Origin of the sequence: Gottfriedia acidiceleris (genome assembly GCF_036421055.1) — a bacterium.
GTDB lineage: Bacteria > Bacillota > Bacilli > Bacillales > Bacillaceae_G > Gottfriedia > Gottfriedia acidiceleris_C.
In genome coordinates this window covers 35,941-58,815 of the sequence record NZ_JAZGQS010000004.1, presented here as the reverse complement: position 1 = coordinate 58,815, position 22,875 = coordinate 35,941, and the positions used below count along the sequence as shown (strand labels likewise).

General features: G+C 32.7%; 29 protein-coding genes. 2 read left to right on the top strand and 27 right to left on the bottom strand.

The window, feature by feature from the left end; translation table 11 throughout:
* Positions 1–19 precede the first annotated feature (19 nt).
* From RAH41_RS07290 to RAH41_RS07220, 15 genes are all read right to left on the bottom strand, one after another.
* A complete protein-coding gene (locus RAH41_RS07290) occupies positions 20–163 on the bottom strand; it encodes a YqzL family protein (RefSeq protein ID WP_069034173.1) in 144 nt (47 codons plus the stop codon).
* A gap of 232 nt (positions 164–395) precedes the next feature.
* On the bottom strand, positions 396–1,304 hold the full coding sequence (gene era / locus RAH41_RS07285; RefSeq protein WP_331221558.1) for a GTPase Era: 909 nt from the start codon (positions 1,302–1,304) through the stop codon (positions 396–398).
* Positions 1,297–1,695 (bottom strand): cytidine deaminase, encoded by a 399-nt coding sequence (locus RAH41_RS07280; RefSeq protein WP_331221556.1) that lies wholly within the window; start codon positions 1,693–1,695, stop codon positions 1,297–1,299. Before RAH41_RS07280 ends, era begins: the two co-directional genes overlap by 8 nt.
* A 46-nt stretch (positions 1,696–1,741) precedes the next feature.
* Positions 1,742–2,122 carry a diacylglycerol kinase family protein gene (locus RAH41_RS07275; protein WP_331221555.1) on the bottom strand — a complete coding sequence of 127 codons (381 nt, stop codon included), beginning with the start codon at positions 2,120–2,122 and terminating at the stop codon, positions 1,742–1,744.
* Positions 2,103–2,579 carry an rRNA maturation RNase YbeY gene (gene ybeY, locus RAH41_RS07270; RefSeq protein WP_025671608.1) on the bottom strand — a complete coding sequence of 159 codons (477 nt, stop codon included), beginning with the start codon at positions 2,577–2,579 and terminating at the stop codon, positions 2,103–2,105. Before ybeY ends, RAH41_RS07275 begins: the two co-directional genes overlap by 20 nt.
* Before the next feature lie 9 nt (positions 2,580–2,588).
* On the bottom strand, positions 2,589–4,691 hold the full coding sequence (locus RAH41_RS07265) for an HD family phosphohydrolase (RefSeq protein WP_331221553.1): 2,103 nt from the start codon (positions 4,689–4,691) through the stop codon (positions 2,589–2,591).
* A gap of 73 nt (positions 4,692–4,764) precedes the next feature.
* The gene (locus RAH41_RS07260) at positions 4,765–5,727 is read right to left on the bottom strand and encodes a PhoH family protein (RefSeq protein ID WP_097974242.1); all 963 of its coding nucleotides are present in this window, start codon (positions 5,725–5,727) and stop codon (positions 4,765–4,767) included.
* A gap of 3 nt (positions 5,728–5,730) precedes the next feature.
* The gene (gene yqfD, locus RAH41_RS07255; RefSeq protein ID WP_331221551.1) at positions 5,731–6,918 is read right to left on the bottom strand and encodes a sporulation protein YqfD; all 1,188 of its coding nucleotides are present in this window, start codon (positions 6,916–6,918) and stop codon (positions 5,731–5,733) included.
* A gap of 49 nt (positions 6,919–6,967) precedes the next feature.
* Positions 6,968–7,216 carry a sporulation protein YqfC gene (gene yqfC / locus RAH41_RS07250; RefSeq protein WP_088011443.1) on the bottom strand — a complete coding sequence of 83 codons (249 nt, stop codon included), beginning with the start codon at positions 7,214–7,216 and terminating at the stop codon, positions 6,968–6,970.
* A gap of 317 nt (positions 7,217–7,533) precedes the next feature.
* Positions 7,534–7,998: a hypothetical protein gene (locus RAH41_RS07245; protein ID WP_331221550.1), complete on the bottom strand. Its 465-nt coding sequence runs from the start codon at positions 7,996–7,998 to the stop codon at positions 7,534–7,536.
* 371 nt (positions 7,999–8,369) lie between these two features.
* Complete coding sequence (locus RAH41_RS07240) at positions 8,370–8,819, bottom strand: GatB/YqeY domain-containing protein (RefSeq protein WP_069034181.1); 450 nt, start codon at positions 8,817–8,819, stop codon at positions 8,370–8,372.
* 14 nt (positions 8,820–8,833) lie between these two features.
* Positions 8,834–9,007 carry a 30S ribosomal protein S21 gene (gene rpsU / locus RAH41_RS07235; RefSeq protein ID WP_003152957.1) on the bottom strand — a complete coding sequence of 58 codons (174 nt, stop codon included), beginning with the start codon at positions 9,005–9,007 and terminating at the stop codon, positions 8,834–8,836.
* A gap of 161 nt (positions 9,008–9,168) precedes the next feature.
* Positions 9,169–9,840 (bottom strand): deoxyribose-phosphate aldolase, encoded by a 672-nt coding sequence (deoC, locus tag RAH41_RS07230; RefSeq protein ID WP_331221548.1) that lies wholly within the window; start codon positions 9,838–9,840, stop codon positions 9,169–9,171.
* Between the two features lie 150 nt (positions 9,841–9,990).
* Positions 9,991–11,208 (bottom strand): MFS transporter, encoded by a 1,218-nt coding sequence (locus RAH41_RS07225; protein WP_331221547.1) that lies wholly within the window; start codon positions 11,206–11,208, stop codon positions 9,991–9,993.
* A 319-nt stretch (positions 11,209–11,527) separates the two neighbouring features.
* Entirely contained in the window at positions 11,528–12,139 is a 612-nt protein-coding gene (locus tag RAH41_RS07220; protein WP_331221545.1) for a sterol desaturase family protein, read from the bottom strand.
* A gap of 168 nt (positions 12,140–12,307) precedes the next feature.
* On the opposite strand from RAH41_RS07220, the gene RAH41_RS07215 reads away from it, so the two are divergent.
* Complete coding sequence (locus RAH41_RS07215) at positions 12,308–12,619, top strand: hypothetical protein (protein WP_331221543.1); 312 nt, start codon at positions 12,308–12,310, stop codon at positions 12,617–12,619.
* Between the two features lie 31 nt (positions 12,620–12,650).
* Here RAH41_RS07215 and RAH41_RS07210 read toward each other — a convergent pair whose 3' ends face one another.
* Together RAH41_RS07210 and RAH41_RS07205 are read right to left on the bottom strand one after the other, a co-directional pair.
* On the bottom strand, positions 12,651–13,118 hold the full coding sequence (locus RAH41_RS07210; protein ID WP_331221542.1) for an RDD family protein: 468 nt from the start codon (positions 13,116–13,118) through the stop codon (positions 12,651–12,653).
* A 603-nt stretch (positions 13,119–13,721) separates the two neighbouring features.
* Positions 13,722–14,561 (bottom strand): S-adenosyl-l-methionine hydroxide adenosyltransferase family protein, encoded by an 840-nt coding sequence (locus RAH41_RS07205; protein WP_331221541.1) that lies wholly within the window; start codon positions 14,559–14,561, stop codon positions 13,722–13,724.
* Between the two features lie 781 nt (positions 14,562–15,342).
* Here RAH41_RS07205 and RAH41_RS07200 point away from each other — a divergent pair.
* Entirely contained in the window at positions 15,343–15,771 is a 429-nt protein-coding gene (locus tag RAH41_RS07200; RefSeq protein WP_331221540.1) for a hypothetical protein, read from the top strand.
* 134 nt (positions 15,772–15,905) lie between these two features.
* Here RAH41_RS07200 and RAH41_RS07195 read toward each other — a convergent pair whose 3' ends face one another.
* The 10 genes from RAH41_RS07195 to RAH41_RS07150 form a co-directional block, all read right to left on the bottom strand.
* Entirely contained in the window at positions 15,906–16,085 is a 180-nt protein-coding gene (locus RAH41_RS07195; RefSeq protein WP_025568179.1) for a hypothetical protein, read from the bottom strand.
* A gap of 6 nt (positions 16,086–16,091) precedes the next feature.
* Positions 16,092–16,388: a ferredoxin family protein gene (locus RAH41_RS07190; RefSeq protein ID WP_025568180.1), complete on the bottom strand. Its 297-nt coding sequence runs from the start codon at positions 16,386–16,388 to the stop codon at positions 16,092–16,094.
* Positions 16,389–17,684 carry an FAD-dependent oxidoreductase gene (locus RAH41_RS07185; RefSeq protein WP_331221538.1) on the bottom strand — a complete coding sequence of 432 codons (1,296 nt, stop codon included), beginning with the start codon at positions 17,682–17,684 and terminating at the stop codon, positions 16,389–16,391. It lies immediately after the preceding gene.
* Positions 17,668–18,708 carry an electron transfer flavoprotein subunit alpha/FixB family protein gene (locus RAH41_RS07180; RefSeq protein ID WP_331221537.1) on the bottom strand — a complete coding sequence of 347 codons (1,041 nt, stop codon included), beginning with the start codon at positions 18,706–18,708 and terminating at the stop codon, positions 17,668–17,670. Before RAH41_RS07180 ends, RAH41_RS07185 begins: the two co-directional genes overlap by 17 nt.
* A complete protein-coding gene (locus tag RAH41_RS07175; RefSeq protein ID WP_331221536.1) occupies positions 18,709–19,536 on the bottom strand; it encodes an electron transfer flavoprotein subunit beta/FixA family protein in 828 nt (275 codons plus the stop codon). It abuts the gene before it with no gap.
* A 232-nt stretch (positions 19,537–19,768) separates the two neighbouring features.
* Positions 19,769–20,626 carry a VOC family protein gene (locus tag RAH41_RS07170; RefSeq protein ID WP_331221535.1) on the bottom strand — a complete coding sequence of 286 codons (858 nt, stop codon included), beginning with the start codon at positions 20,624–20,626 and terminating at the stop codon, positions 19,769–19,771.
* Positions 20,623–20,982, bottom strand: coding sequence for a DoxX family protein (locus tag RAH41_RS07165; protein WP_331221534.1), 360 nt, complete (start codon positions 20,980–20,982; stop codon positions 20,623–20,625). Before RAH41_RS07165 ends, RAH41_RS07170 begins: the two co-directional genes overlap by 4 nt.
* Positions 20,983–21,477: 495 nt before the next feature.
* The gene (locus RAH41_RS07160; RefSeq protein ID WP_331221533.1) at positions 21,478–21,804 is read right to left on the bottom strand and encodes a hypothetical protein; all 327 of its coding nucleotides are present in this window, start codon (positions 21,802–21,804) and stop codon (positions 21,478–21,480) included.
* A 177-nt stretch (positions 21,805–21,981) separates the two neighbouring features.
* Positions 21,982–22,431: an RrF2 family transcriptional regulator gene (locus tag RAH41_RS07155; protein ID WP_025568186.1), complete on the bottom strand. Its 450-nt coding sequence runs from the start codon at positions 22,429–22,431 to the stop codon at positions 21,982–21,984.
* A gap of 171 nt (positions 22,432–22,602) precedes the next feature.
* Entirely contained in the window at positions 22,603–22,806 is a 204-nt protein-coding gene (locus tag RAH41_RS07150; RefSeq protein WP_088072372.1) for an alpha/beta-type small acid-soluble spore protein, read from the bottom strand.
* Between the last annotated feature and the right edge of the window lie 69 nt (positions 22,807–22,875).

Genomic DNA, 22,875 nt, shown 5'->3' with positions numbered 1-22,875 from the left:
CCATCCAATTGGATGAAGGTTAAGTATGTAGGGAATCAATATCAGCTATCTCTTCATCAATGTAACTTTTCTGATCTACATGTTCCTGTTCAAGCTGTTTAAACAATAAATATGTCTCAACATTTCCAGTTTTAGAAAAGACATCCCAGGTAAAATTCAACATTGAGAAACCACCTTTCAAGAATAGCTACAACTCATTGCTCATTACCTATAGCCAATTACTTTCCCTGCTTACTTATAATGTGACCTTCTCTCCCGATTTTCATGTGTATAAAATTTATTAAAATCACAAATAAAAAGCTTGCAAAATCAAGAAAAATATGTTGGGCTTTTTTTGAACAAATGGTAATATGATTCGACCATGATGCTAAGCCCTGTACCTTGATTTATGCCTTTTAATACTCATCCTCACGGAACCCTAAATCTCTTAATTGAGACATGCGGTTACGCCAATCTTTTTGAACCTTAACCCATAATTCTAAGAATACTTTTGTATCAAGCAAGTTTTCTATATCTAAACGAGCACGCTTGCCAACCTCTTTTAACATGCTACCTTGCTTTCCGATAATGATTCCTTTTTGGGATGATCTTTCAACGACAATTGTTGCATTCACGTATATTGCATTTCCTTCTGGTCTTCTTTCAATTTGCTCAATAATAACAGCAATTGAATGTGGAACCTCTTCTCTAGTTAAATGCAATACTTTTTCTCTTATTAATTCTGAAATGATAAATCTTTCAGGATGATCGGTTACTTGATTTGCAGGATAGTATTGTGGACCCTCTGGTAAATAAGTTTTAATCACTTTTAATAAGCGATCGACGTTATTCCCTTGTAATGCAGAGATTGGAACAATTTCAGCAAATTGGAAAAGATCTTTATATTTATTGATTAAATCAAATAACTGATCCGGATGAATTGTATCAATTTTATTAATGACTAAAATTACTGGACTACGACTTCCTTGTAGTTTCTCAATAATGAATTCATCTCCACGACCAAACCCTTCATTGGCATTTACCATAAATAACGTAGCGTCAACATCCTTAATTGATTCTTGAGCTACCTTTACCATAAAGTCACCAAGTTTGTGTTTTGGTTTATGGATTCCTGGCGTATCAATAAAGACAATTTGTGCATCATCTTCAGTAAAAACGCCTTGAATTTTATTACGAGTAGTTTGAGGCTTATCACTCATTATAGCTATTTTTTGACCGATTACTCGATTAAGGAATGTACTTTTCCCTACATTTGGTCTACCTATAATTGAGACAAAACCTGATTTATAACTTTCTTTATTCATTCAAATCCTCCGATGTAAATGCTCCTGGCAATAATTCTTTTACTGTTGTTTCTTGGATTGCTCCATTTAAGTTTGATAAATATACGACTGTATCTGGTCCACTAAGTTCAAATAAAACTTGACGGCATGCCCCACAAGGAGCAACAGGTCCCTCAGTATCAGCGACTACTGCCACTGCTGTAAACTCCGTAATGCCATCTGAATATGCTTTGAATAATGCAGTTCGTTCTGCACAATTCGTAAGACCATATGATGCATTTTCTATATTACAACCATGAATAACTTGACCATCCTTAGTAAGCAATGCTGCACCAACTTGAAATTTCGAATATGGTACATATGCGTTTACTCTAGCTTTTATCGCTTCATTTATAAGTTGTTGTTTATCCATTTATGTAGCCTCCTATTATAAGCCCGAACACGAAAGTGGGGTCTTATTAACGTAGTATAGTAAAATACGGAAAAAATAGCAAAGCACCTATAATGATTGAAACGATTGCAGCGACTAACACTGCCCCAGCCGCCACATCCTTCGCTTTTTTTGCTAAAGGATGTTTATTAGGTGATGCTAAATCGACAACTGCTTCAATTGAAGAATTAACTAGCTCTAGCGATATGACCATTGTAATAATAAGCAGTAGGATTAACCAATCTATTCGGCTAATATGCAAATAAAACGCAAGACCAATCGAAATAAGTGCTGCAAATAAGTGGATTTTTATATTTCGTTCATCCTTAATCACTTTAAAAATACCACTAAATGCAAAACCAAAAGATTTAAATAATGGCGCTCTTTTTTTAGAGTCTTTCAAGGCCATATTTTTCTAATATTTCCTTTTGTTTTGTAAACATCACTTTCTCATCGGCTTCATTCATATGATCATAACCAAGTAAATGTAAACATCCATGAACTGCTAAAAAACCTAATTCACGGCGGAACGAATGACCATACTCTTCAGCCTGTCTCTTAGTAGTAGGTATCGAAATGACAATATCACCTAAAGTACGTGGTAAGTCAACTCCAATGATTTCAATTTCACCTTCTCCTAATTCCTCCATTGGGAATGAAATAACATCAGTAGCACGATCTTTCTCTCGATACTCTTTATTAATTTCATGAATTCTTTCATCATCTACAAAAGAAACAGCAATTTCAACCTCACCCGTTACACCCTCATATTCTAAGGCGCACTCAAGTAAACCTTTTATATCAGATTGCTGTTCTTTTGTCACTTCATTTGTTTCATCTATAAAATCAATTTCTAGTTGAACCATTATCTCACCTTATCTTTCATCTGGATACTGTATTCTTGAATGGAAAGTTCCTTTTAAAGTCTCACACAATGATTTCTCAACAATATGTAATTCTTTTAAATTTAATTCACACATTGCAAACTGACCATCATTCAAACGATCATGCATAATGGAAGATACTAATACTTCGATTTTTTCCATATTAGGGTCCTTTAACGAACGAACAGCTGCTTCAACGCTATCAGCAATTCCTACAATTGCCGATTCCTTCGAATGAGCTTTTGGACCTGGATATCTAAAATCACTTTCTTTAACATCAGGATTTGTTTCTTTTTCCTTATAATAAAAATACTTTAATAAAGTTGTACCATGATGCTCTGCTGCAATATCAATAATATCTTTTGGCAAATTATATTTTTTTAGTATTTTTACTCCATCACTTACATGTCTTAAAATGATATCTTTACTTTGAATCGGTTTAATACGATCATGAGGGTTATGACCACCCATTTGATTTTCAATAAAGAATCCGGGATTATTCGTTTTACCAATATCATGATAATATGCTCCTACTCTAGCTAACAAACCATTTGCGCCGATCGCTTCACAAGCACCTTCAGCTAAATTTGCAACCATTATACTATGATGGTATGTACCAGGAGCCTCTAATAATATTTTTCTTAATAAAGGATGATTTGGACTACCTAACTCAACAAGTTTAAAAGAGGATACCATTCCAAACGAATCTTCTACAAAAGGTAAAATCCCCATCGTAATGACACTTGATAAAACTCCGGAAGTAAGCCCCATTAATAAATAGATCCCAATTTCTACTGAAGAATATTGACCATTGCGAATTAAGATCAAAGAAAATAGTGTAGCAATATTAACAAGCGAAATTAAAAATCCTGCATGGAGAATCATTGAACGCTTATTTTTAACCTCATTTATGAATAAAACGGCGATTGAACTAAATAAAATATAGATTCCAGTCGAATAATTAATTGCACCATTAACATCTTCGTTAAACATTAAACTGCCGCAAATAGAGAAAATAATTGACGAAACCATTAAATATCGATTACCTAATAAAAACTTTATCAATAAAGTCCCAATTGCAACTGGGGCTACATATACAAGGCCAGAAAACTCAACTTTTTGAAACAAGCTAACAATTTTCAATATCAAGATTGTGAAAATTACAATGCTATAGTATGTAACGATGTATATATTCCCTTTTTCTTTTAAATTTGCCGTTTGTTTTAATACAAAGTACGCTAATACTCCAATTAATAAAATTAATCCAATATAAGGTTGAATTGACTGTTTGTTTTTTATTAGGCCAACTAATTTTAATTGATCATATTTTTCCTTTGTAATTGTTTCTCCGGCTTTTACTAAGACTTGTCCTTGTAAAATATAGACACTATCTACACTTTCACTTTCTAGACGTTTTCTCTCTTTTGTCTCCTCTGCATCAAAAAAGTAGTTAGGCACAATCGCAAATTCACCTATTGAGATCATCGCATCCTTTAGTGAAGGATTAACACTTACATATGATAATTCGTTTCTTAGTTTCCCACGAGATTCTTCGATTTGGTTCGTCGTAATTTCCTCAGACATTACATTGTTAATAGCCGTATTTAGCGAAGCCTTAGTAATATTTAACTGCTCTTCTGACGATTTAACTAAAGTGCTAAATACACTATCTTCTAAATTTTTACGAATATCGTCAGGCAGTTTTTTCTTAACATCGCTTGTTTCTTTATCAATTAATGCTTGTCCTGTAGGATTATCACTCTTAGCATTTTCATTTTTAACTTCTGTTACAATATCAAAAATTGAATTTACTATGTCTATCCGTTTTTGTGTATAACTTTCCTCATATTTATATACATCTTCAACTCTTGCTGCAGCCTCAAGTCGTTTTTTAGCGGTAGCTCCTTTGTCCTCAATCGTGATAGGTGAATAAATATTATCATCAGCAATAGATAATAGCTGAATGTCGTATTTTACCGGTCTAACATGACTAACTAAAAGAAGAAAACTTAATAAGCTGAATGCAATAGTACACATTAATATGACAAGAGTTTGATTCTTAAAACGCTGAATTAAAGCTTGCAAACTATTCATTGTTTCCCCTTTCTAGAAATGCACCTCATCATAAAAATACGAAATGACCCTATCAATGTAGGGCCACTACGAATCATTCTTTTGCTAAATCATAAGCTTGAATAATCTTCTGTACTAATGGGTGACGAACTACGTCAGTTTGTTCCAAGATTGTCATACCAATACCCTCAACACCTTTAAGTGTATTTTGAGCTGAAATTAAACCAGACTTTACTCCTTTAGGTAAATCAATCTGTGAAGGGTCACCTGTTATAACCATTTTAGAGCCAAATCCTAAACGGGTCAAAAACATCTTCATTTGAGCCATTGTAGTATTTTGAGCTTCATCTAAAATGACAAAGGCATCTTCTAAAGTACGTCCCCTCATATAAGCTAAAGGTGCAATTTCAATTGTTCCTCTTTCAATTAGACGCACAGTATGCTCTTGTCCTAATACATCGTGCAAGGCATCATACAATGGTCTTAAATATGGGTCAACCTTTTCCTTTAAATCTCCTGGTAAAAATCCTAAACTTTCTCCAGCTTCCACAGCAGGTCTTGTTAAAATAATTTTACTTACTTTATTATTTTTTAATGCTTGAACAGCCATGACAACTGCTAGATATGTTTTACCTGTACCAGCAGGTCCAATTCCAAATACTAAATCATTTGATTGAATTGCACGAAGATAATGTCTTTGTCCAAAAGTCTTAACTCGAATTGGTTTTCCTTTTGAATTTTTAATAATTTCTTCGTCATACAACCTAGCAAATGATGACAGCCTTCCTTCTTTAGCCATCTGAATTGAGTATGTAACATCCCTCGATGTAATACTCACTCCATTTCGAATAACCTCTAAAAGGGCTTGAATGATTTGCTCAACAGTTTTCACATCTTCATTCGTACCTGAAACTTGTACAGATTGACCACGTGACACAATCTTAACATCAAGCAAATTTTCAATTATTTCTAGATGCTTATCGTTTGTACCAAATAAGGCAATTGCTTCGTTTGGATCCTCTAGTTGTTGATTAATCGTTAGTAGTTGTTCTGGCATTACTCAGTCCCCTTGAACAATAGTTTTCGTTTTTGTGATATCTTCTAAAACTTTATAATACATTCTTAAATTAACTTTACCATTGTCTATTGACTCGTGCAAAACTTTTTCTTGTAAAATTTTGGCATCTGGACTTAACTTTTTCATTAATTCCTTCTTACCAATTTGTTTTCCAAGTTGAGCAGCCTGCACTTTAGAGTACGTTCTTACATATTTTTCACTTTCCAGCGTTGTTTTTTTACTGAAAAAAATCGGCAATTTCCATTTTAAAAATTTAAATTGATACGAACTACTTTCGTCTTGAAAAGACTTATATTTATTCTTATCAAAACCCCAAAATTTTATTTTATTTTCCTTAGTTCCAATATAATAACTCGTTTTTCTCTCTCCCGTAAGAACCGTAAACGGAGTATCTAAAGGAACACTAATAATTTCTTCTCTCCAAACTTCCCCCATGATTTTGCCAACAGCAGGGACTAAAATAGGATGATCTTCCGTTCCGATTATTCCAGACACCAATATTTGGCCTTTTTTTACAAAGTCATTCTTTACTACAAGAGGTTTCCCCTTTTCAACAAACATACTTGAAATAACAGCTTCTTCACTTGCAATAATATGTCGTGGACTTAACGCCTTCTCAGGCTTAGGAATATGCTTCTCAACTACCTCAAAATGAAAGGTAGTCCCATTTAATTGTACACCAATCCATGTTAATGTTGGATTGTCATTTTGTAGCTTTTTCTGGATTGTTTGCATTCTAGGTAAAGTAAATTGAGACGCGCCAGTCTTAACACCCATGGCGGTTAAATCTTTCCGTAGCTTATATTCCACTTCAGGTGAAGCACCCTTGATATCAATTCGCCAAACCATATTTGATAGTAAAAATAATACAACTAAAAAGCCAACAACACCTACAACAAATCCAAAATACTTCCATGCTTTTCTAACTTCAAAAGGCAATCCCTTCCTGCCAATAAAATGTACCTTATATTCTTTTTTCCGCGGAATATTCTTGATCCGTTTATAATCTTTTAACTCAATTGTAAACGTAATCGAATTTGTTCCACTTTTCTTCACATCACGAAGTGGAATCCCCTTTCGCATACAATCATTTAAAAAACGTTCTGGTCCAAGCCCAATTACTTTTACTTGAACCATCCCCGTAAAATTTGAAGTCCATTGGTTTTTCATCTTAAATCCCCCATGTTCATTAGACTGATCATGGTGTATGTTCTAGATGCTATTCATTAATAAAATACACATGCTCAATTTCGCCTTCTAACAAAATCTCCTCAGGCAACATCGTCTTCAAAACAAAATCTTTCCCCTTAATCAATAACTGCCCCTGCTTCATTAACAAACGCAATTCATTATCCGAATACACAAGTAATCCTCTATGGTTTTCAATATAAATATGTAGTTGGCCTAGCATTGTAATACGTGGTAATTCCAATAGTACATCTGGTGGTAAGTCCATCTTACTTGACATCCATGTTTTTAAATTATGCGCTAATCTTTTCAAGATAGACTCCTCCCCCTTTCATATCATATTTATGATGAATTTTCAGAAGGTATGATATAAAAAGAAAAGCCAAAGGAAATATTTAAGATGAATATTTAGACTTATAGTAGTGGAGTTTATTGATTATTGATTATGGAGAGCAAGTTTGGCTATATGGTTACTTGCACCTGTTTGGTACAGAAAATCTCAAAATCGAAGGTCTTCCTAAGAGCCCTCTTATAGAATTATGCATAGAAAAAAACCGAGAATAAATAACTATTCCCGGTTCAAGTTTATTTACGTTATTACATTCTTCTTTGGATTGTAACATCTTGATAAACATCTTGTTTTCCTTGTGAAGTAGTAACCCACCATAGAACCCCTTGAGTAAGAAAGAAAAGACTCCACATTACTACAAAACCAATTGAAGTAATATCACTATTGCCATCACCGTATATTCCTTTGACCGTAACATAAGTGATGAGTACGCTCACGATTAAACCGACCAACTTAATGAATAACGGCCTTTTTGCCATAGTTGTATCAAATTGTGGTAAATGATTATTTTCTGTTATGAGTGGTTTTTTAATTGATCTAGCATAGTCATGAACCCCTTGTTTGATCTCATCTTGTAGTCGTTCTTCGTCACCTATTGCCATCTCTCTCGTAATATAAATTAATGTAAAAGCAAATGGTACGACAATAATTAACCACCCTAAAGCAAATGCTATTCCACCTAGATCGTTGTGTAAATCCCCAAACGGTATCATTATTCATCTCTCCCCTGTAGATGTTAAACAAATGTATTGTTTATGTGAATTCATCATACCGAATAACATTATTTCTGTATGTGATTTAAATCACACACATGGTTAAATTTTGACTAAAATATAAATAATCTTTTAATTGGAGTTTTCTCTAGACTGGAATTATGCAGATTTTTATAGGGGGTATTAATTTACATCCAAACTGGATATGGGGGATTGGTGAAAATTAAGTAGATTTATGTGATGTCTTTGACTAAAGCAATTATTTTGAAGGAGTTAATTGCAGTATCAGAAATTTTATTTGCACTTTAATAGCAGTTTCCAAATTTTGCAGTAATCAAAAACAAAAAAAATAAACGTCTATAAATAGACGTTTATTTTAACAGACTTGCTACAGCTTTATTCACAGAAGAGCCATCAGCTTGTCCTTTTACTTTAGGCATAACTGCACTCATTACTTTCCCCATGTCAGCTTTTGATGTAGCACCGACTTCTGAAATTGTAACACGTACAATTTCAAGAAGTTCCTCTTCAGATAATTGTTGAGGCAAGTATTCTTTTAGAATCAGTAACTCTTGCTTTAATTTATCCACAAGGTCTTGACGACCAGCTTTTTCGAATTCCAGGAGGGAGTCTTTACGTTGTTTCACTTCACGAGTTAAAATTGTTAACTCTTGATCAGCTGACAATGTCACATTATTCCCTAAGCTAATTACTTCATTTTGTAATGACGCTTTCACCATTCGAATAACTGCTAACTTGTCTTTGTTTTTTTCCTTCATCGCTTGTTTCATATCTGAATTCAAACGTTCGAGAAGACTCATAGTAACACCCTCTCTTAGAATTTACGTTTTCTCGCTGCCTCTGATTTTTTCTTACGTTTTACACTTGGCTTTTCATAAAATTCGCGTTTTCTTGCTTCTTGTAGCGTACCAGTTTTAGAAACTGAACGTTTAAAACGACGAAGAGCATCTTCTAAAGATTCGTTTTTACGAACGACTGTTTTAGACATCTTACTTTTCCCTCCCTCCAAGCTACCACTTACAATCAATAAAACACTGCAAAAAAGAACACTTTTCCACATGTCTTTTACGATTATAATACATAAACTATTGATAGGTCAACAGGTAAATGTCAAGTTTGAAACTTAACACCCTTTGACATTAAAAGAAATCAATAGCCTTCTGTTGCAACGTTTCCTTGGACAATCGTAATTCCATTACTTGTACCAATTCGAGTTGCTCCAGCTTTCACCATTTCATTCACACTTGCTATATCACGAACTCCCCCAGATGCTTTAACTCCAATATCAGGTCCAACTGTTTTTCTCATTAATGCTACATCCTCTACAGTTGCACCACCTGTTGAAAATCCTGTAGATGTTTTAACGAAATCAGCCCCAGCTTTTACAGAAAGCTTAGAAGCCATTTCTTTTTCTTCATTCGTTAAAAGACTTGTTTCAATAATCACTTTTACTAACGCTTTACCTTTTGCTGCATTAACAACTGCTGCTATATCTTGTTCTACCGTATCATAGTCCTTATCTTTTAAAGCTCCAATATTGATGACCATATCGACTTCCCCGGCACCATTTTCAATTGCATTTTTTGTTTCAAACGCTTTCGTTTCTTTTGTATTCGCACCTAAAGGAAACCCAATTACAGTACAAACTAAAACTTCAGAGCCCTTTAACAAACTTGCACAATGACTGACCCAAGTTGGATTCACACAAACTGAAGCAAAATTATGTTCTTTTGCTTCTTGACATAATTTTTCAATTTGAGATTTAGTTGTTTCAGGTTTTAAAACTGTATGATCAATCAATTTATTGATATTATTTGTCATTTTGTAGTGCTCCTAACTTAATGTTTTTTTCAAATTTACTCTTTTAAAGACACTGAAATATCAGCTTTATTATTATTTGTTTTTTTATATTAATTATGTGAAACCTGAGCTTAAATTTATAACTCAATCAAAAAATTCAAAGCATCCTATTTAAAAAGATGCATTTGAATTTTTTTCGACTGTTATATGATTATCTTTTACTTTAAGCATCATGAAGAATGAAATTGTAATAAAGATACAACCATACAAAAACATGAACTTAAATCCAATTAGATCCATTATTGTACCTAGTAATGGTGGTGATATAATATTTGCAATTGATGAAAATAAATAATATAACCCTGTATACGTTCCAATAAATCCAATCGGTGCCATTTCGGCTAAGAAAGGATAAGAATTAATGTTTACTAATGCCCATAAACATCCCATTATTAAAAAGACAATTCGAATGAATAATAAATCCTTTAAGAAAAATAAAACAATAAAACCAATGATAATTCCAAATATACCAATTAATATGCTGCGTTTCTTACCAATTTTTGTTCCAATAAAGCCGGCAGGAATGGCAAAGATTAAAAACGCTAATGAAATGAATGCGAATGAAAAAGCGGCTGCACTAACTTTTACCCCTAAATAAACTTCCCCATAACGTGTAAAAAAGGTTTCAATTCCATTAAATCCCGTGAACCAACTCAGAATTGCTAATAATAGAAATAATGCATTTTTATTCTGAATAGCTGAACGAAAACCTTCTCTTAATTTTATCTTTTCTTCAGCCTGCTCATAATTTAGAACATCTCTTTTTTCTCTAATAAAGAAAAAAAGGATTAGAAAGCTAAATAACATTAAAAATCCTGCCAAGTAAAAAGGATATCCTTTATTTAAATCCCACAAAATTGAACCTACAAAGAATGCAATTAAAGCACCAATTCCACCCATAAAATTAATGACACTATTCGCCTTGCTTCTTTGTTCATCCCTTGTTAAATCAGGCATAAGTGCTATAACTGGGGAACGGAAAATACTCATACTTAAATTCATAAACACTATAAAAAAGATCAACATAAAAAGTGTTTTATGCACTGGAATTAAAAAGGTAAATAATGCTGCAAGTGGCATACCGACCATTAAAAATGGCATTCTTCTACCAAATCGTGTATCTAAACGATCACTATACATTCCAACGGCAGGTTGTAAAAATAATGCAAAATAATTATCAAACGTCATAATAAATCCAATTAAAGCAGATGACTTTAAATAATCACTTAATAGTTTTGGCATAAAAGCATTATAGACGGACCAAGTAAGACTGATTGCAAAAAATCCAAATCCTAAAAGCAAAATTTTTTTGTAATTTAGTTTAGGCATTCGAATTTCTCTCTTCTAATCTGTCTATAAACATTTTCTAAATGAGTTTGATCTAATAACACAATCATCTCCCCCTTATTCTCAGTATAGTAAGCACACCAATCAAATATTTACCCTTTTTTCAATTGTTATAAAATATTAATTTATAGTAAAATTTCATAAAATAGAGATTGTTCCATAATAAAAAGGAGCTTTAAACTGACAAAAAAACCTAGTGTAAACACTAGGCATTTTCTTTAATCATTTTAATAATATAAAATCGTGCAAATTAAAAAGATAAAAGTAAATCATTATTCTCCCAAGATACCTCATTTGCAGTTTACATTCTTTCTTCTAAGGCTTTCGCGGTATTACTTGTTACTACTTCCTTCTCATCCTTCAATGTACCAAAAATCCCATCAAAAATAGGGGTCGATACGCCGTACCAAAAGTTTTCATTTTTAAAATGATGCAGGATATGTAGCTTTTTAATCTGTCTCCCTACCTTCGTTAAAGGTTTAATTGGTTTGTGAGCTACATAATGCTTCCATTCGTATACTAGTAACATAAAAATTAAACCTGAACCAAATGCAATTGTTTGAATTAAATCTTTCGATATCAAAAAATAAATGATACAAAGTGATCCTAAATTCGGAATGCTATACCATATCGGTAAAAATAATAATTTCAAATCATCTGGATACATATGATGATCATAATGAATCCTTTTCATAAATTTAAGTAATAGTTTATTTTTTGGTGCCTTTATATGAAAAATGAAACGATGTGTTACGTACTCACTAAACATAAAAAAGATTAATCCAATAATGAAAATTAAGACAGTCAGCCATGATAAATGAAATCCTAAACTATAAATAATTCCAACTAAAAAAAGTACCCCCATCACAATAATATCGAAATGAAGAAAAAAGTCTCGATATAGTCCCTTCATATATTTCCCCCCTCATTTATACTTAAATTATCTTAATATCACATTTATATTTCAATATTATTTATGAAATTCCTTTTTAAGTTCGAGCTGATTATAAACTTTGAATAAAGCACTGGTTGGTGAGGATAATAAAAATGATAACCAAAATTACGTAAAAGGGAGATCTATATGGAAAAAAGGAGATATTATGTATCCGTTCAAGCAAAAACAATTGTTCCAAATCAAGGGGACGCACCTTATGAGTTAGAAATCGATGCTACGATTGATGAAAAACATAGACTCGAAAGAATTTTCCATCAGATTGACAGTTATGATGAAGCAGCAGGTATTCAAACTGCTTTCATCATTCCAATCACAAATTGGAGCCAAGAAAACAATGATGGGTATGATTATTTTTTAAAACAAGCCTATGCGATGATTTATGAATTAGGTACTGAAGAAACACGTGCTCATATAAACCAAATGAAAATTTTAAAATAAAAAAGAAAGCTTACAGAGCTTTCTTTTTATTTTAAACATCAATTACTTTTGTTTTTGCAATTAAATCATGTAGTGTTTTTCGTTCAGAAGAAAAAATGAAAAACGGATCAATAAATGCAACAAAACCTACAACTAATGATAAATATTGTATTTTTATGTATCCTAAAATGAAAAAAATTTCTCTTATAGTCATTGTCTTTAAATTTACTTCTTGATCATCGTTCTTAACGACTGCAATATTTAACCAACGCTTTCCGACTGTTTGCCCTTTCCAAACAAATGTGGGGATCAAAATATAAAATAGAATGACACTAATTATGGATAGTAGTGAAGTTCCAATATCAAACTTGTCTACTCTAGTAGGATTAAAAAATGTTGTAAACTTTGTCATTCCTGTAATGGTCGATATGGCAAAAATAAAAAGAAAACTTATAAATCCATCAACCAATATTGCTAATAATCTACTTGATCTACTTGCTAATTTAGAATACGATTCCAATAAAATCTCCACCTTTAATTTCTAAGATGTCCTTAACGACAGTTTAAATTATACAGAATTTTTAATTTAAAAAATATAAAAAGCCTGATAGAAAGAGAGCAATCAAGCTAAAAAATTACGATTAAAATTTTTTTAAGTAGTTTTAATTATACACCTGGAGCATCAACCAATGTCCAAGTAACAGTTGCTTCAGAAGGTTCTGGTCCAGTAACATCAGTAGATCCAACCGACCCGTCAACTCCATTAGAGCCAATTGGTCCTACTAATAGAAGTTACTGCCAATTATAGTAAAGGAAAATGCAATTGTCTGTGAATAACTTGTGAAAACATTCACTAAAATTTTCCTTTTAATTTTACAAATCCCCTAATTATAATAAATTTTATATAGGTAAAAATGAATTTCAAGTGAAATACTTCACGTAAGTTTATAATTTCTCCTTGAAAGTTCTGGATTTTCCGATTAAAATTCATTACAAAAAAGAAGCCTACTTTAAATATAAGTAAACTTCCAAGTTAAAATTCTATTGAAAAATTACTAAAATTGAGGAATAAAAAACATTTTTTTACCTAACCCCGAAAGTACTTTTTTCACTTAAGCTTTCCCTACTTACTTTTAAGTGTTATTTCCCATTCTATACCTGTATCAATTCCGTATTCATCAGTAAACGACCCTTGATTTACAGCAACTGCCATTTGATCTAGACTGTTTACATATAAGATTGGTTCTCCAATTGCTACATCAGCAAATGATTTTCCATATTTTACGGCTTCTTTGTATACTTTTCTACCTTGGTGTGTAATTAGTACTTCGACTAAGTCCCCATGTGAAACGCCTTGTTTGAGAAAATCTGTTCGACCTATATTTGTCCAAATACTACCATAGCGAACATCAAGTATATCGATCGTTCCTGTTATCGAATTGTTTTCACTATGGCATTCTTTCATTGGTAATTTTATGTATGAATTTGAATCCACTTCTGGACCAATATTTTCAAAGTCAATTATTCCAGAAGCTAATCTTGCACCTGTAAATGCAAATATATCTCTCCCATGGAAAGTATAAGATTCACTTGAATTTGGTAGTCTATTAATTTCTTCGTCAATGACTCTTAATTGGTTGATTCCATATATTTTGCCAACATGTGTTAATGTTCCGTTATCAGGTGTTATTATGAAGTGATTCGTATTTGTGTGAGCCACTATACTTCTACGATCTGAGCCTACGCCCGGGTCTACAACTGATACAAATACTGTTCCAACTGTCCAGTAATTCATTGTTTGTACAAGTCGGTAAGAAGCTTCCCAAATATTGTATTGAGGTATATCATGGGTCAAGTCGTAAATCTTTATATCTTGATTTACACTACAAGAAACACCATACATAGCGCTAACTGCTCCATCTAGTAATCCAAAATCTGACTGAAACACTAATGCATTTCCCATCTAAACACCCCTAATTGTTCGAATATTTAAAATTAAATATAAATTCAATCTATTATTTAGTCAATGATATTATTCTTATTTTTTTGAATGAATTTAATGATAGCTTTGCTTTTTTTATTATTACATTGGAATTGTATAGTTTTGGTAAATCCTAAATCTTTTAAGCTTAATGTATGTTTCGAATTTTTCTTTAAACTCCAAAATAAAAAAGATATAGTTGTCGATCCTATATCAATTAATAACATTAGCATTAAAAAGTATCTAATTTTAAAATGCTTATCACATAAACATTTATTATTACTTTTAGTGTCCCCAAGGTTTGTGTAAAAATGTATTCTAAAATAAATCACATAGATACAATAACATTTTAATTTAATAGGCTAGGTGTTAAATAAAATTTCTCTAAACACTTCTAAATTAATAGAAAATCTTCCTATTAATTCTTTAAGTGGACGAATTGTATGAATGTACTGAAGAAAAATCATATTAGTGGATTGCGAAAGTAGTTAACTTCTAGTTCTAAAGGACTTATTTTTTTTGTGAATATTTTACTAGATACTAAATAGGTTCTGCTTTACATAACCCCCTCCAATTATTAATTTCCAAACCATAACAACTAAAGAACTAAAAATGAATTGTCTATTTATAAGTAAATAGAACTTATTATTCCATATGATGGAATTTTCTTATACTATAGTAACACTCCAATTAACTTTAAAAAGGTAATTTAGTCCTCAATAGCGAATAGTTAGTATGTGGCGAAATATAGGGAGGCTAACTATTGTACACGTTTATTGAATTTTTATGTCTTATAGGAATCCTATTCTTTATTATTAGGGGCATTATCTCTTTCTTTAAAATGAACGGAAAATCATTAAAGAATTTTATTATTACTGGGGCCTTATTTATTTTATTTATTTTTACCTCATTTACAGATCCTTCAAATGAAGCAAAACATAAGGAAGCAACAGAAAAAGAAACAAGTACTAAGCCAACCAAAGTTTATAAAAGTGAGCACTCTAAACTAAAAACTGGTCAAAATGAAACAAGATTATCTACACCTAAAAACAGTAATAACTTAATTAAATCCTGTAAGAATAAACTAGGATGCAATTCGAAATCGGATAAAGCACCTATCCAAGAACGAAAAAAAGTGAAAATTGAAAAAGGAATATTTAGAATTGTTTTTATGGTATTCGGTTTAATGTGATAGTTGTCTTATTTAAGCTAGAATCAGTTAAAGCATTTTGGACGCACTTTAATATGTAATTGGGGGCTATATCGGAGGTTGTTTTACCTCTCATATAGCCCCCGTTTTTATACCAATCCAATTTAAAAGGTGAATTATTTTGGAGTGAAGAGTTGAATTAATTCTGCGCAACTAATTTTCCTGAGTAGATCGAAACTTGCCCAACTACAAACACGATCCTCCCAAGCTACTAAGCAATGATTATCTTTAGTTTCCATAACCGTTCCCACAGCACCATCTAAGCTAAACATAACATAGTTGCCTATCGAGAACATTTTCGATCACCCCAATCTAAAAATAATTCCGTGCCCACCTTTCGGATATTCCCATTTAATATTTTGATGAGGACAGCCTATTCTACAGCTTCCACATTCATGACATCCCTCGTATCCTACATGCATTCGAATATTTTCCCATTTATAAACTTCTGCTGGACAAAAGATCGTACAGATTTTATCAGGACATTTTGTCATACAAATATCGGAATCTAGTACAGTTAAGTGCGATTTTGTATCGGCATTAAAACGAACGAGATACTGCTTTTCTTCGATAGTACTTTCTTTTTTTGTCTCACTCATTTATTTCATCACCTTCCATGCTTTGTATACATCTTTCGCAAGCTTAAGTTTAGCTTTTGCTCCTCCTATATTACTCATAATATTCTTTTGTTTTTCCCATTTAGATTGACCATCTACGGTAAACATTTGGCTAGCAGATTTATTTAATAGTGGAATATATTGCTCGAAATATTGAGGGAATTTTTCAAAATGATGTGTTGCATCTTTATATTTTTTCAAATCCTGTCCTACGAAGCTATTTAGTAGTTTATCAGCGTAAGGTTTTAAAGCAACATCAGAGTAGTTATCAATCGCTTTTGCTTCGATAATGGTCTCTGCTGCTAATCTACCAGATGTCATTGCCATATTGGAGCCTTCACGATGAATTGCGTTTACTAGTTGTGCCGCATCACCAATTACCAATACTCCGTTTCCTACCAATTTTGGAATTGATTTGTACCCACCTTCTGGAATTAAATGAGCTAGGTATTCTTGTGGTTCGCTTCCTTGAATATACGGTCTAATCATCGGATGATTCTTAACGTATTCAAGTAAATCATAAGGTTTCAATTTGTTTTCAATCATGCCGGATAATAATGTACCGACCCCAATACTAAGAGTATCTTTATTTGTATATAAAAATCCTGTGCCAACTATGCCTTTTGTCGCATCTCCAAACAACTCAATTGCTACCCCTTGGTTACCTTCAAGACCAAATCGATCTTGAATTATTTTACTATCCAGCTTTAAAATTTCCATTGTAGCCAAAGCGACTTCATCTGGTCTCCATTCTTTATGGAAACCTAAAGATTTTCCTAAAAGTGAATTTACGCCATCTGCCAGAACTACTACATCTGCATATAAATCACCATCAGGTCGATCCGTTCTTACCCCTACTACCATATCGTTTTCAACAATACACTCGAGAACAACTGTTTCATTGATTAATAATGCACCTTGTTCTACTGCTTTTTGAGCAAACCATTGATCAAACTTTGAGCGAAGAACCGTAAAATTATTATAAGGTTCTTCAGCAAATTCAAGACCTTTATATCCAAATGTTGTAGCAGATTGTTTATCAAGCAACATAACTCGTTGTTCTACAATCACACGCTCAATCGGTGCATCCTTCCAAAATTCAGGTATAACGTCCTCCATCATTTTACGATACAATACGCCACCCATAACATTTTTCGAACCAGGATACTCTCCTCTTTCAATAAGGACAACATTAACACCATTTTTTGCGAGCTCGTATGCACATGAAATTCCTGCTGGGCCTGCTCCAACGACAATTACATCAAATTTTTCCGGCATGATCGTGATTTTCCTCCTTTAAAGAAAAACTTTCTTGGAATTGGTTAATCAGCATTGGTACAATTTCAAATGCGTCTCCTACGATGCCGTAATGACAAGATTGAAAAATTGCCGCATTCGGATCTTTATTTATCGCAATAATGAGACCTGAATTTTGCATTCCAACAATATGTTGTATTGCCCCGGATATCCCAATTGCAAAATAAATTTTTGGTGTAACCGTTACGCCAGTCTGACCTACTTGATGATGATGTTCGACCCACCCAGCTTCAACTACATCACGACTTGCTCCAACAGCCGCTCCAATCGATTCAGCAAACAGATGAATTAACTGAAATCCGTCTTTACTTCCTAATCCTTTACCACCCGCTACAATAATATCGGCTTCGTCAATGCGAACCTTCTTAGTTGTTGCACGTACAATCTCTAATACTTTTGTACGAATATCTTCTTCTCTTAAATTAATTTCCTCTTCAATCACAACTCCTTCAGCACCAGGAGTCGGAGTGAGCGCTTTCATTACCTTTGGACGAACTGTAGCCATTTGAGGTCTATATTTCTTACAAAGAATTGTTGCCATTATATTTCCACCAAATGCAGGACGACTAGCTAATAATAGTCCTGTATCTTCTTCAACATCTAATACTGTTGTATCGGCAGTTAAACCTGTAGGTAAGTCAGTTGCAACTGCACTTGCTAAATCCTTCCCTTTTGAAGTTGCACCATACAATAAGATTTCTGGCTTATATTTGTTACAGCATTCAAGTACTGCTTTCATATAAGACTCAGTACGATAATCTTTAAAAATTGGATCATCATATACATAAACGATGTCAGCACCGTATTCAAATAACGTAGGGGCTAATGATTTCACATTTTCACCAATTAATAAACCTGCTAATTCGCAACCACGTTTTTCTGCTAATTCTTTACCAGCTCCAAGCAATTCTAGTGAAACGGGTGCGATGACTTTATCGTTTTCTTCAATAAACACCCAAATACCTTTGTACTCTGAGAAATCCATTTATACCCCTCCTTTCACTTCAAATAACTCTTTCTTCTCATTTAAAATCTTCATTAGTTCATTTACTTTTTCTAATGAAGTTCCTTCAAAAATCGTTCCACCTTTAGCCTTCGGTGGAGCCCATACTTTCGATACAATTGTTGGTGAACCTTTTAGACCTAATTGTTTAATATCAATATCTTCTAAATCCTTCACGGCCCAAATGGTCGGGTGATACCTTGCAGCCTTTATCATATTTGTAAGTGATGAATAAGGAACTTCATTGATTTCCTTCTCAACTGCAAATAAACAAGGTAAGCTTGTTTTAATCACCTCATGTCCATCTTCTATTTTTCGATGAACAATCGCATACCCTTCATCTTTATTAATTTCTTGAACTTTCTTAACTGATGTTAAAGGCGGTATATCTAAACGACGTGCAATTCCTGGTCCAACTTGTCCAGTATCACCGTCAATTGTCATCTTTCCACATATGATTAAATCAATCGCTTGAATTTGTCCTATTTTCTCAATCGCCTTTGTCAAAGCATAACTTGTCGCTAAAGTATCTGCCCCAGCAAATGCACGGTCTGAAATCATATATCCTTCATCTGCACCGATTTCAATACATTTTCTTATAGCTTTTACAGCAGGTGGCGGCCCCATGGTAATAACCGAAACTGTTCCACCATATTTATTCTTAATTCGAACAGCTTCCTCTACAGCATGAGCGTCATACGGATTTAATATTGCTGGAGCACTTGCACGATCCATCGTATTCGTTTTAGGATTCATCTTAATGATCTTCGTATCAGGCACTTGTTTTATGCAAACCACAATATGTAACACTTTTTCACTCTCCCTTTTTCTTCCCGTCTCCCATAGTTAGTAAATGTACATGTTGTTCAAATATATTATTTTTATTGAAAAAATATGATAGAAACCAACGAAAAAATGAGAAACAAAAAAAGAGACATTCACAACTTAGTAGTTGAAAATGTCTCTTTAGACTGCCTGCAAAACGTTCAATTTCGTCGTTGCATCGCTTGTCTGATTCTCAATTTTTTTGTATTTTTGTCTTTCATTTACCAACTAATAGTTGGATGCTTATGCCTGAAGGGTCCTTTGTAAATGTAACGCCATTTTCTTCAAAAACAAAAACTCCCATATTCTTTAAGCGATTTACTACGACCGATTTTTCTTCTTCACTTGGATAAAGTAATGTAAAATTCTTTAATCCTGCACTGCTTTCAGAAGGTGCAACACCTCCAGCACTATGCCAAGTGTTTAAACCGATGTGATGATGATAACGTCCAGTTGAAATAAATAATGCTTGGCTTCCATATTTCGTTACAACATCAAATCCAAGCCCTTCACAATAAAACTTCTCTGTACTATTTAAATCAGAAACTTGTAAATGAATATGACCCATAATTGTTCCTTTTGGTAGTCCAGTAAAAGTTTCATTCTCAGCAAGATTCAAAAGACCTTCTACATCTAATCGTTTACTATCCATAACGACATACTCATTATGCCATTGCCAATTCTCCGATGGACGATCTGCATAAATTTCAATACCATTCATATCCGGATCCGCTAAATAAATTGCTTCACTCACTAAATGATCCGAACCACCTTGAAGTGGATTTCTAGTTTCAATCAGATGCTTAAGTACAATACCTAAATCTTTTCTAGTAGGTACTAATAACGCAAAATGATATAATCCAGTATTTTGCTCATTTCTAGGTGTAACATTGGCTGGCTGCTCTAATTTAATTAAAACATTTTCCCCATCAGCAGTTAAACTAGCAGTTTTAGTCGAATGGTCCAAAACTTTTAAACCAATTACCTCTTGATAAAACGCTATTGAACGCTCTAAATTTGCAACTTTTAATTCAACTGTTGGAGCATAAACCTTTGGCTTTTGATGAAAATTCACTTTAATTTACCCCCTCTAGAAAATAGTACAATTAATGTTAACACTAACAGAACAAATGGAGCCATTGCAACACTCATGCCTTGACCAGCATGTAAATGAGTAAATACAGCTCCTACCATAATAATTGCTAATCCAACTGAAGCAAGCTTACCGAATATCACCTTCCAATATCCTACTAATAAACCAATTGCACCTAACACCTCAAATGAACCAATCGTATACATCATACTTTTTGAATAACCATAAACCTCTTTAAAATCATGTAACATCTGAGTATTGCCACTTAATTTCACAAATCCAGACATTAGAAAAGCAATAATTAATATCCCTTGTATAATTCGAATAAACCATTTCATTTAGAAATCTCTCCTTTTTTTGTTTTTACTGAACTTGATTTAAGTACAGTTATTTTTAAAGTTTTATAACTGTATTTAATTTTATTACCTTTACTGTTCTTTATTCGGAGACAGTAAAGAATAAAAAAATAGTGATTAATAACATTTGGTTACTTTTTGTAAGTAAGTGATTTAAATATAGTATATGCGATAACTGTTCTTATTTCAAGTGCATTTTTTTGATTTTTGTTTAACCATTCATTCCAAGTTTGAATTTTAGGCTTGTTGAAACCCGTTAGGTACTAATTTTTTGTACGACATTAGAAAGCTTGGAGAAAGCTATCACTAAGTCCGCATACCATTAACAGAAACATTAAATCAAAAAAATTCATACATTTTTTTCCCAAAATTTTCTAAATTATTTTTGTTACTTTTATAGTATCCCATATAAATATTTAAAAAAATTCTTAAATTACTTTACTGATGTTTTATAAAAATAATTAATTAATACTATTTTTACTCATTATTTATATCCCCTATTTCCAGTTTCTTGTTTAAAACCATATAATCATTTCTGCTAAAAGAGATAGTTACTCTATCTAATCGATCCCCATTTGGATATAAAAATAATTGTTGATTGAACTTGATACCTAAAGGTACAACTGTTTGATAGATAAGATTTATTATTTTAAAGCTTTCTAAATCTACTCCTTCTTTCAAATGATTTTTAACATGAATAATTACGAAACCATCAATGCTTTCAAATCTAGGTTTTCGAGGAGAGATTTTATTAGCTTTACAAAGCCTTTTTAATAAATTTTGATAATAATCATTTTGATCCAAATAAAACACCCCACATTATTATTTTTTATTATTATATAAAAATACTTAATTAAAAAGGAGGAAAATTTTATGAAAAAAATTATCTTAAATAGTTTGTATTGATAAATGACTGTTAATTGTAGTTTCATTGTTTTTAATTAAAATAAAAAATATCGTACATCCAAATGTACGATATTTTCAAAGTGATTCGATCGTTTTATGACTGGCACGTCTTACAAAATCGGCCAAAGTATAGTTACATAAAAAGCCAAGTAAGTGCTCTTCTGCTTCAATTGCAAAGTCTGAAAATACATTGTTCATTACACGTCCACTTGTACAGTCAGATGTGGATTCAATTAGTGCGGTTGATAGAGGTTCTGTCATTTGTAGCGCAATGTAGACTTGTTTTAAGGTAATTTCCTCTGGTGACTTAGCTAATAAATAGCCACCATCTCGTCCCTCTCTTGCTTCTACTATTTTTTCTTTTACGAGAGGAGCCATGATTCTTCTCATAAATGAAACACCTGATCTAATATGTTTTGCGATTGCTTTACTTGGTGTAACCCCTTCTGTTGTTGCTAGTAAAACTAATGCCTGAATAGCAAATCCGAACCACTTAGGTGTAACGGAATTTTTACAGCTTGACATCTTTTATCACCATCCAGTGATATTATTATCCCCCGTTTTTGTTTCCCTTGCAAGTATATAGTAGTTTTTAGTCTTGTATAAATAGGTAGATAAAGATTTACCGGATAGTTCTAGTGGTTTTTTAGACAATAAAAAAGGATAGAAAATTTGATTTCTATCCTTATTTTTTATTTAACGAGCATATCCGCCTAGGCTTTGTTCTGCCATTTGAACTAGACGCTTCGTAATTTCTCCACCAACTGAACCGTTAGCGCGTGAAGTTGTGTCTGGTCCTAATTGCACTCCAAATTCAGAAGCTATTTCGAACTTCATTTGCTCAATTGCTGAACTTGCATTTGGTGCAACATATTGATTTGAAGATCTTCTGTTTGCCATGTTGTCGACTCCTTTGTCTATTGGATGCTCTGATGTTGTTTATCAGATTAAGGATAGTATGATTCTAAA

What these genes read in the sequence shown, in the direction of transcription:
- RAH41_RS07190 (WP_025568180.1), bottom strand. Translation starts at nt 16,388, where the DNA reads ATGAGTGAGACAAAAAAAGAAAGTACTATCGAAGAAAAGCAGTATCTC.
- RAH41_RS07195 (WP_025568179.1), bottom strand. Translation starts at nt 16,085, where the DNA reads ATGTTCTCGATAGGCAACTATGTTATGTTTAGCTTAGATGGTGCTGTG.
- RAH41_RS07215 (WP_331221543.1), top strand. Translation starts at nt 12,308, where the DNA reads ATGGAAAAAAGGAGATATTATGTATCCGTTCAAGCAAAAACAATTGTT.
- era (WP_331221558.1), bottom strand. Translation starts at nt 1,304, where the DNA reads ATGAATAAAGAAAGTTATAAATCAGGTTTTGTCTCAATTATAGGTAGA.
- RAH41_RS07165 (WP_331221534.1), bottom strand. Translation starts at nt 20,982, where the DNA reads ATGAAATGGTTTATTCGAATTATACAAGGGATATTAATTATTGCTTTT.
- deoC (WP_331221548.1), bottom strand. Translation starts at nt 9,840, where the DNA reads ATGACAAATAATATCAATAAATTGATTGATCATACAGTTTTAAAACCT.
- RAH41_RS07245 (WP_331221550.1), bottom strand. Translation starts at nt 7,998, where the DNA reads ATGATACCGTTTGGGGATTTACACAACGATCTAGGTGGAATAGCATTT.
- yqfC (WP_088011443.1), bottom strand. Translation starts at nt 7,216, where the DNA reads ATGTCAAGTAAGATGGACTTACCACCAGATGTACTATTGGAATTACCA.
- yqfD (WP_331221551.1), bottom strand. Translation starts at nt 6,918, where the DNA reads ATGAAAAACCAATGGACTTCAAATTTTACGGGGATGGTTCAAGTAAAA.
- RAH41_RS07280 (WP_331221556.1), bottom strand. Translation starts at nt 1,695, where the DNA reads ATGGATAAACAACAACTTATAAATGAAGCGATAAAAGCTAGAGTAAAC.
- RAH41_RS07225 (WP_331221547.1), bottom strand. Translation starts at nt 11,208, where the DNA reads ATGCCTAAACTAAATTACAAAAAAATTTTGCTTTTAGGATTTGGATTT.
- RAH41_RS07205 (WP_331221541.1), bottom strand. Translation starts at nt 14,561, where the DNA reads ATGGGAAATGCATTAGTGTTTCAGTCAGATTTTGGATTACTAGATGGA.
- RAH41_RS07265 (WP_331221553.1), bottom strand. Translation starts at nt 4,691, where the DNA reads ATGAATAGTTTGCAAGCTTTAATTCAGCGTTTTAAGAATCAAACTCTT.
- ybeY (WP_025671608.1), bottom strand. Translation starts at nt 2,579, where the DNA reads ATGGTTCAACTAGAAATTGATTTTATAGATGAAACAAATGAAGTGACA.
- RAH41_RS07290 (WP_069034173.1), bottom strand. Translation starts at nt 163, where the DNA reads ATGTTGAATTTTACCTGGGATGTCTTTTCTAAAACTGGAAATGTTGAG.
- RAH41_RS07155 (WP_025568186.1), bottom strand. Translation starts at nt 22,431, where the DNA reads ATGTCAAGCTGTAAAAATTCCGTTACACCTAAGTGGTTCGGATTTGCT.
- rpsU (WP_003152957.1), bottom strand. Translation starts at nt 9,007, where the DNA reads ATGTCTAAAACAGTCGTTCGTAAAAACGAATCTTTAGAAGATGCTCTT.
- RAH41_RS07185 (WP_331221538.1), bottom strand. Translation starts at nt 17,684, where the DNA reads ATGCCGGAAAAATTTGATGTAATTGTCGTTGGAGCAGGCCCAGCAGGA.
- RAH41_RS07275 (WP_331221555.1), bottom strand. Translation starts at nt 2,122, where the DNA reads ATGGCCTTGAAAGACTCTAAAAAAAGAGCGCCATTATTTAAATCTTTT.
- RAH41_RS07240 (WP_069034181.1), bottom strand. Translation starts at nt 8,819, where the DNA reads ATGAGTCTTCTCGAACGTTTGAATTCAGATATGAAACAAGCGATGAAG.
- RAH41_RS07220 (WP_331221545.1), bottom strand. Translation starts at nt 12,139, where the DNA reads ATGAAGGGACTATATCGAGACTTTTTTCTTCATTTCGATATTATTGTG.
- RAH41_RS07150 (WP_088072372.1), bottom strand. Translation starts at nt 22,806, where the DNA reads ATGGCAAACAGAAGATCTTCAAATCAATATGTTGCACCAAATGCAAGT.
- RAH41_RS07260 (WP_097974242.1), bottom strand. Translation starts at nt 5,727, where the DNA reads ATGCCAGAACAACTACTAACGATTAATCAACAACTAGAGGATCCAAAC.
- RAH41_RS07180 (WP_331221537.1), bottom strand. Translation starts at nt 18,708, where the DNA reads ATGGATTTCTCAGAGTACAAAGGTATTTGGGTGTTTATTGAAGAAAAC.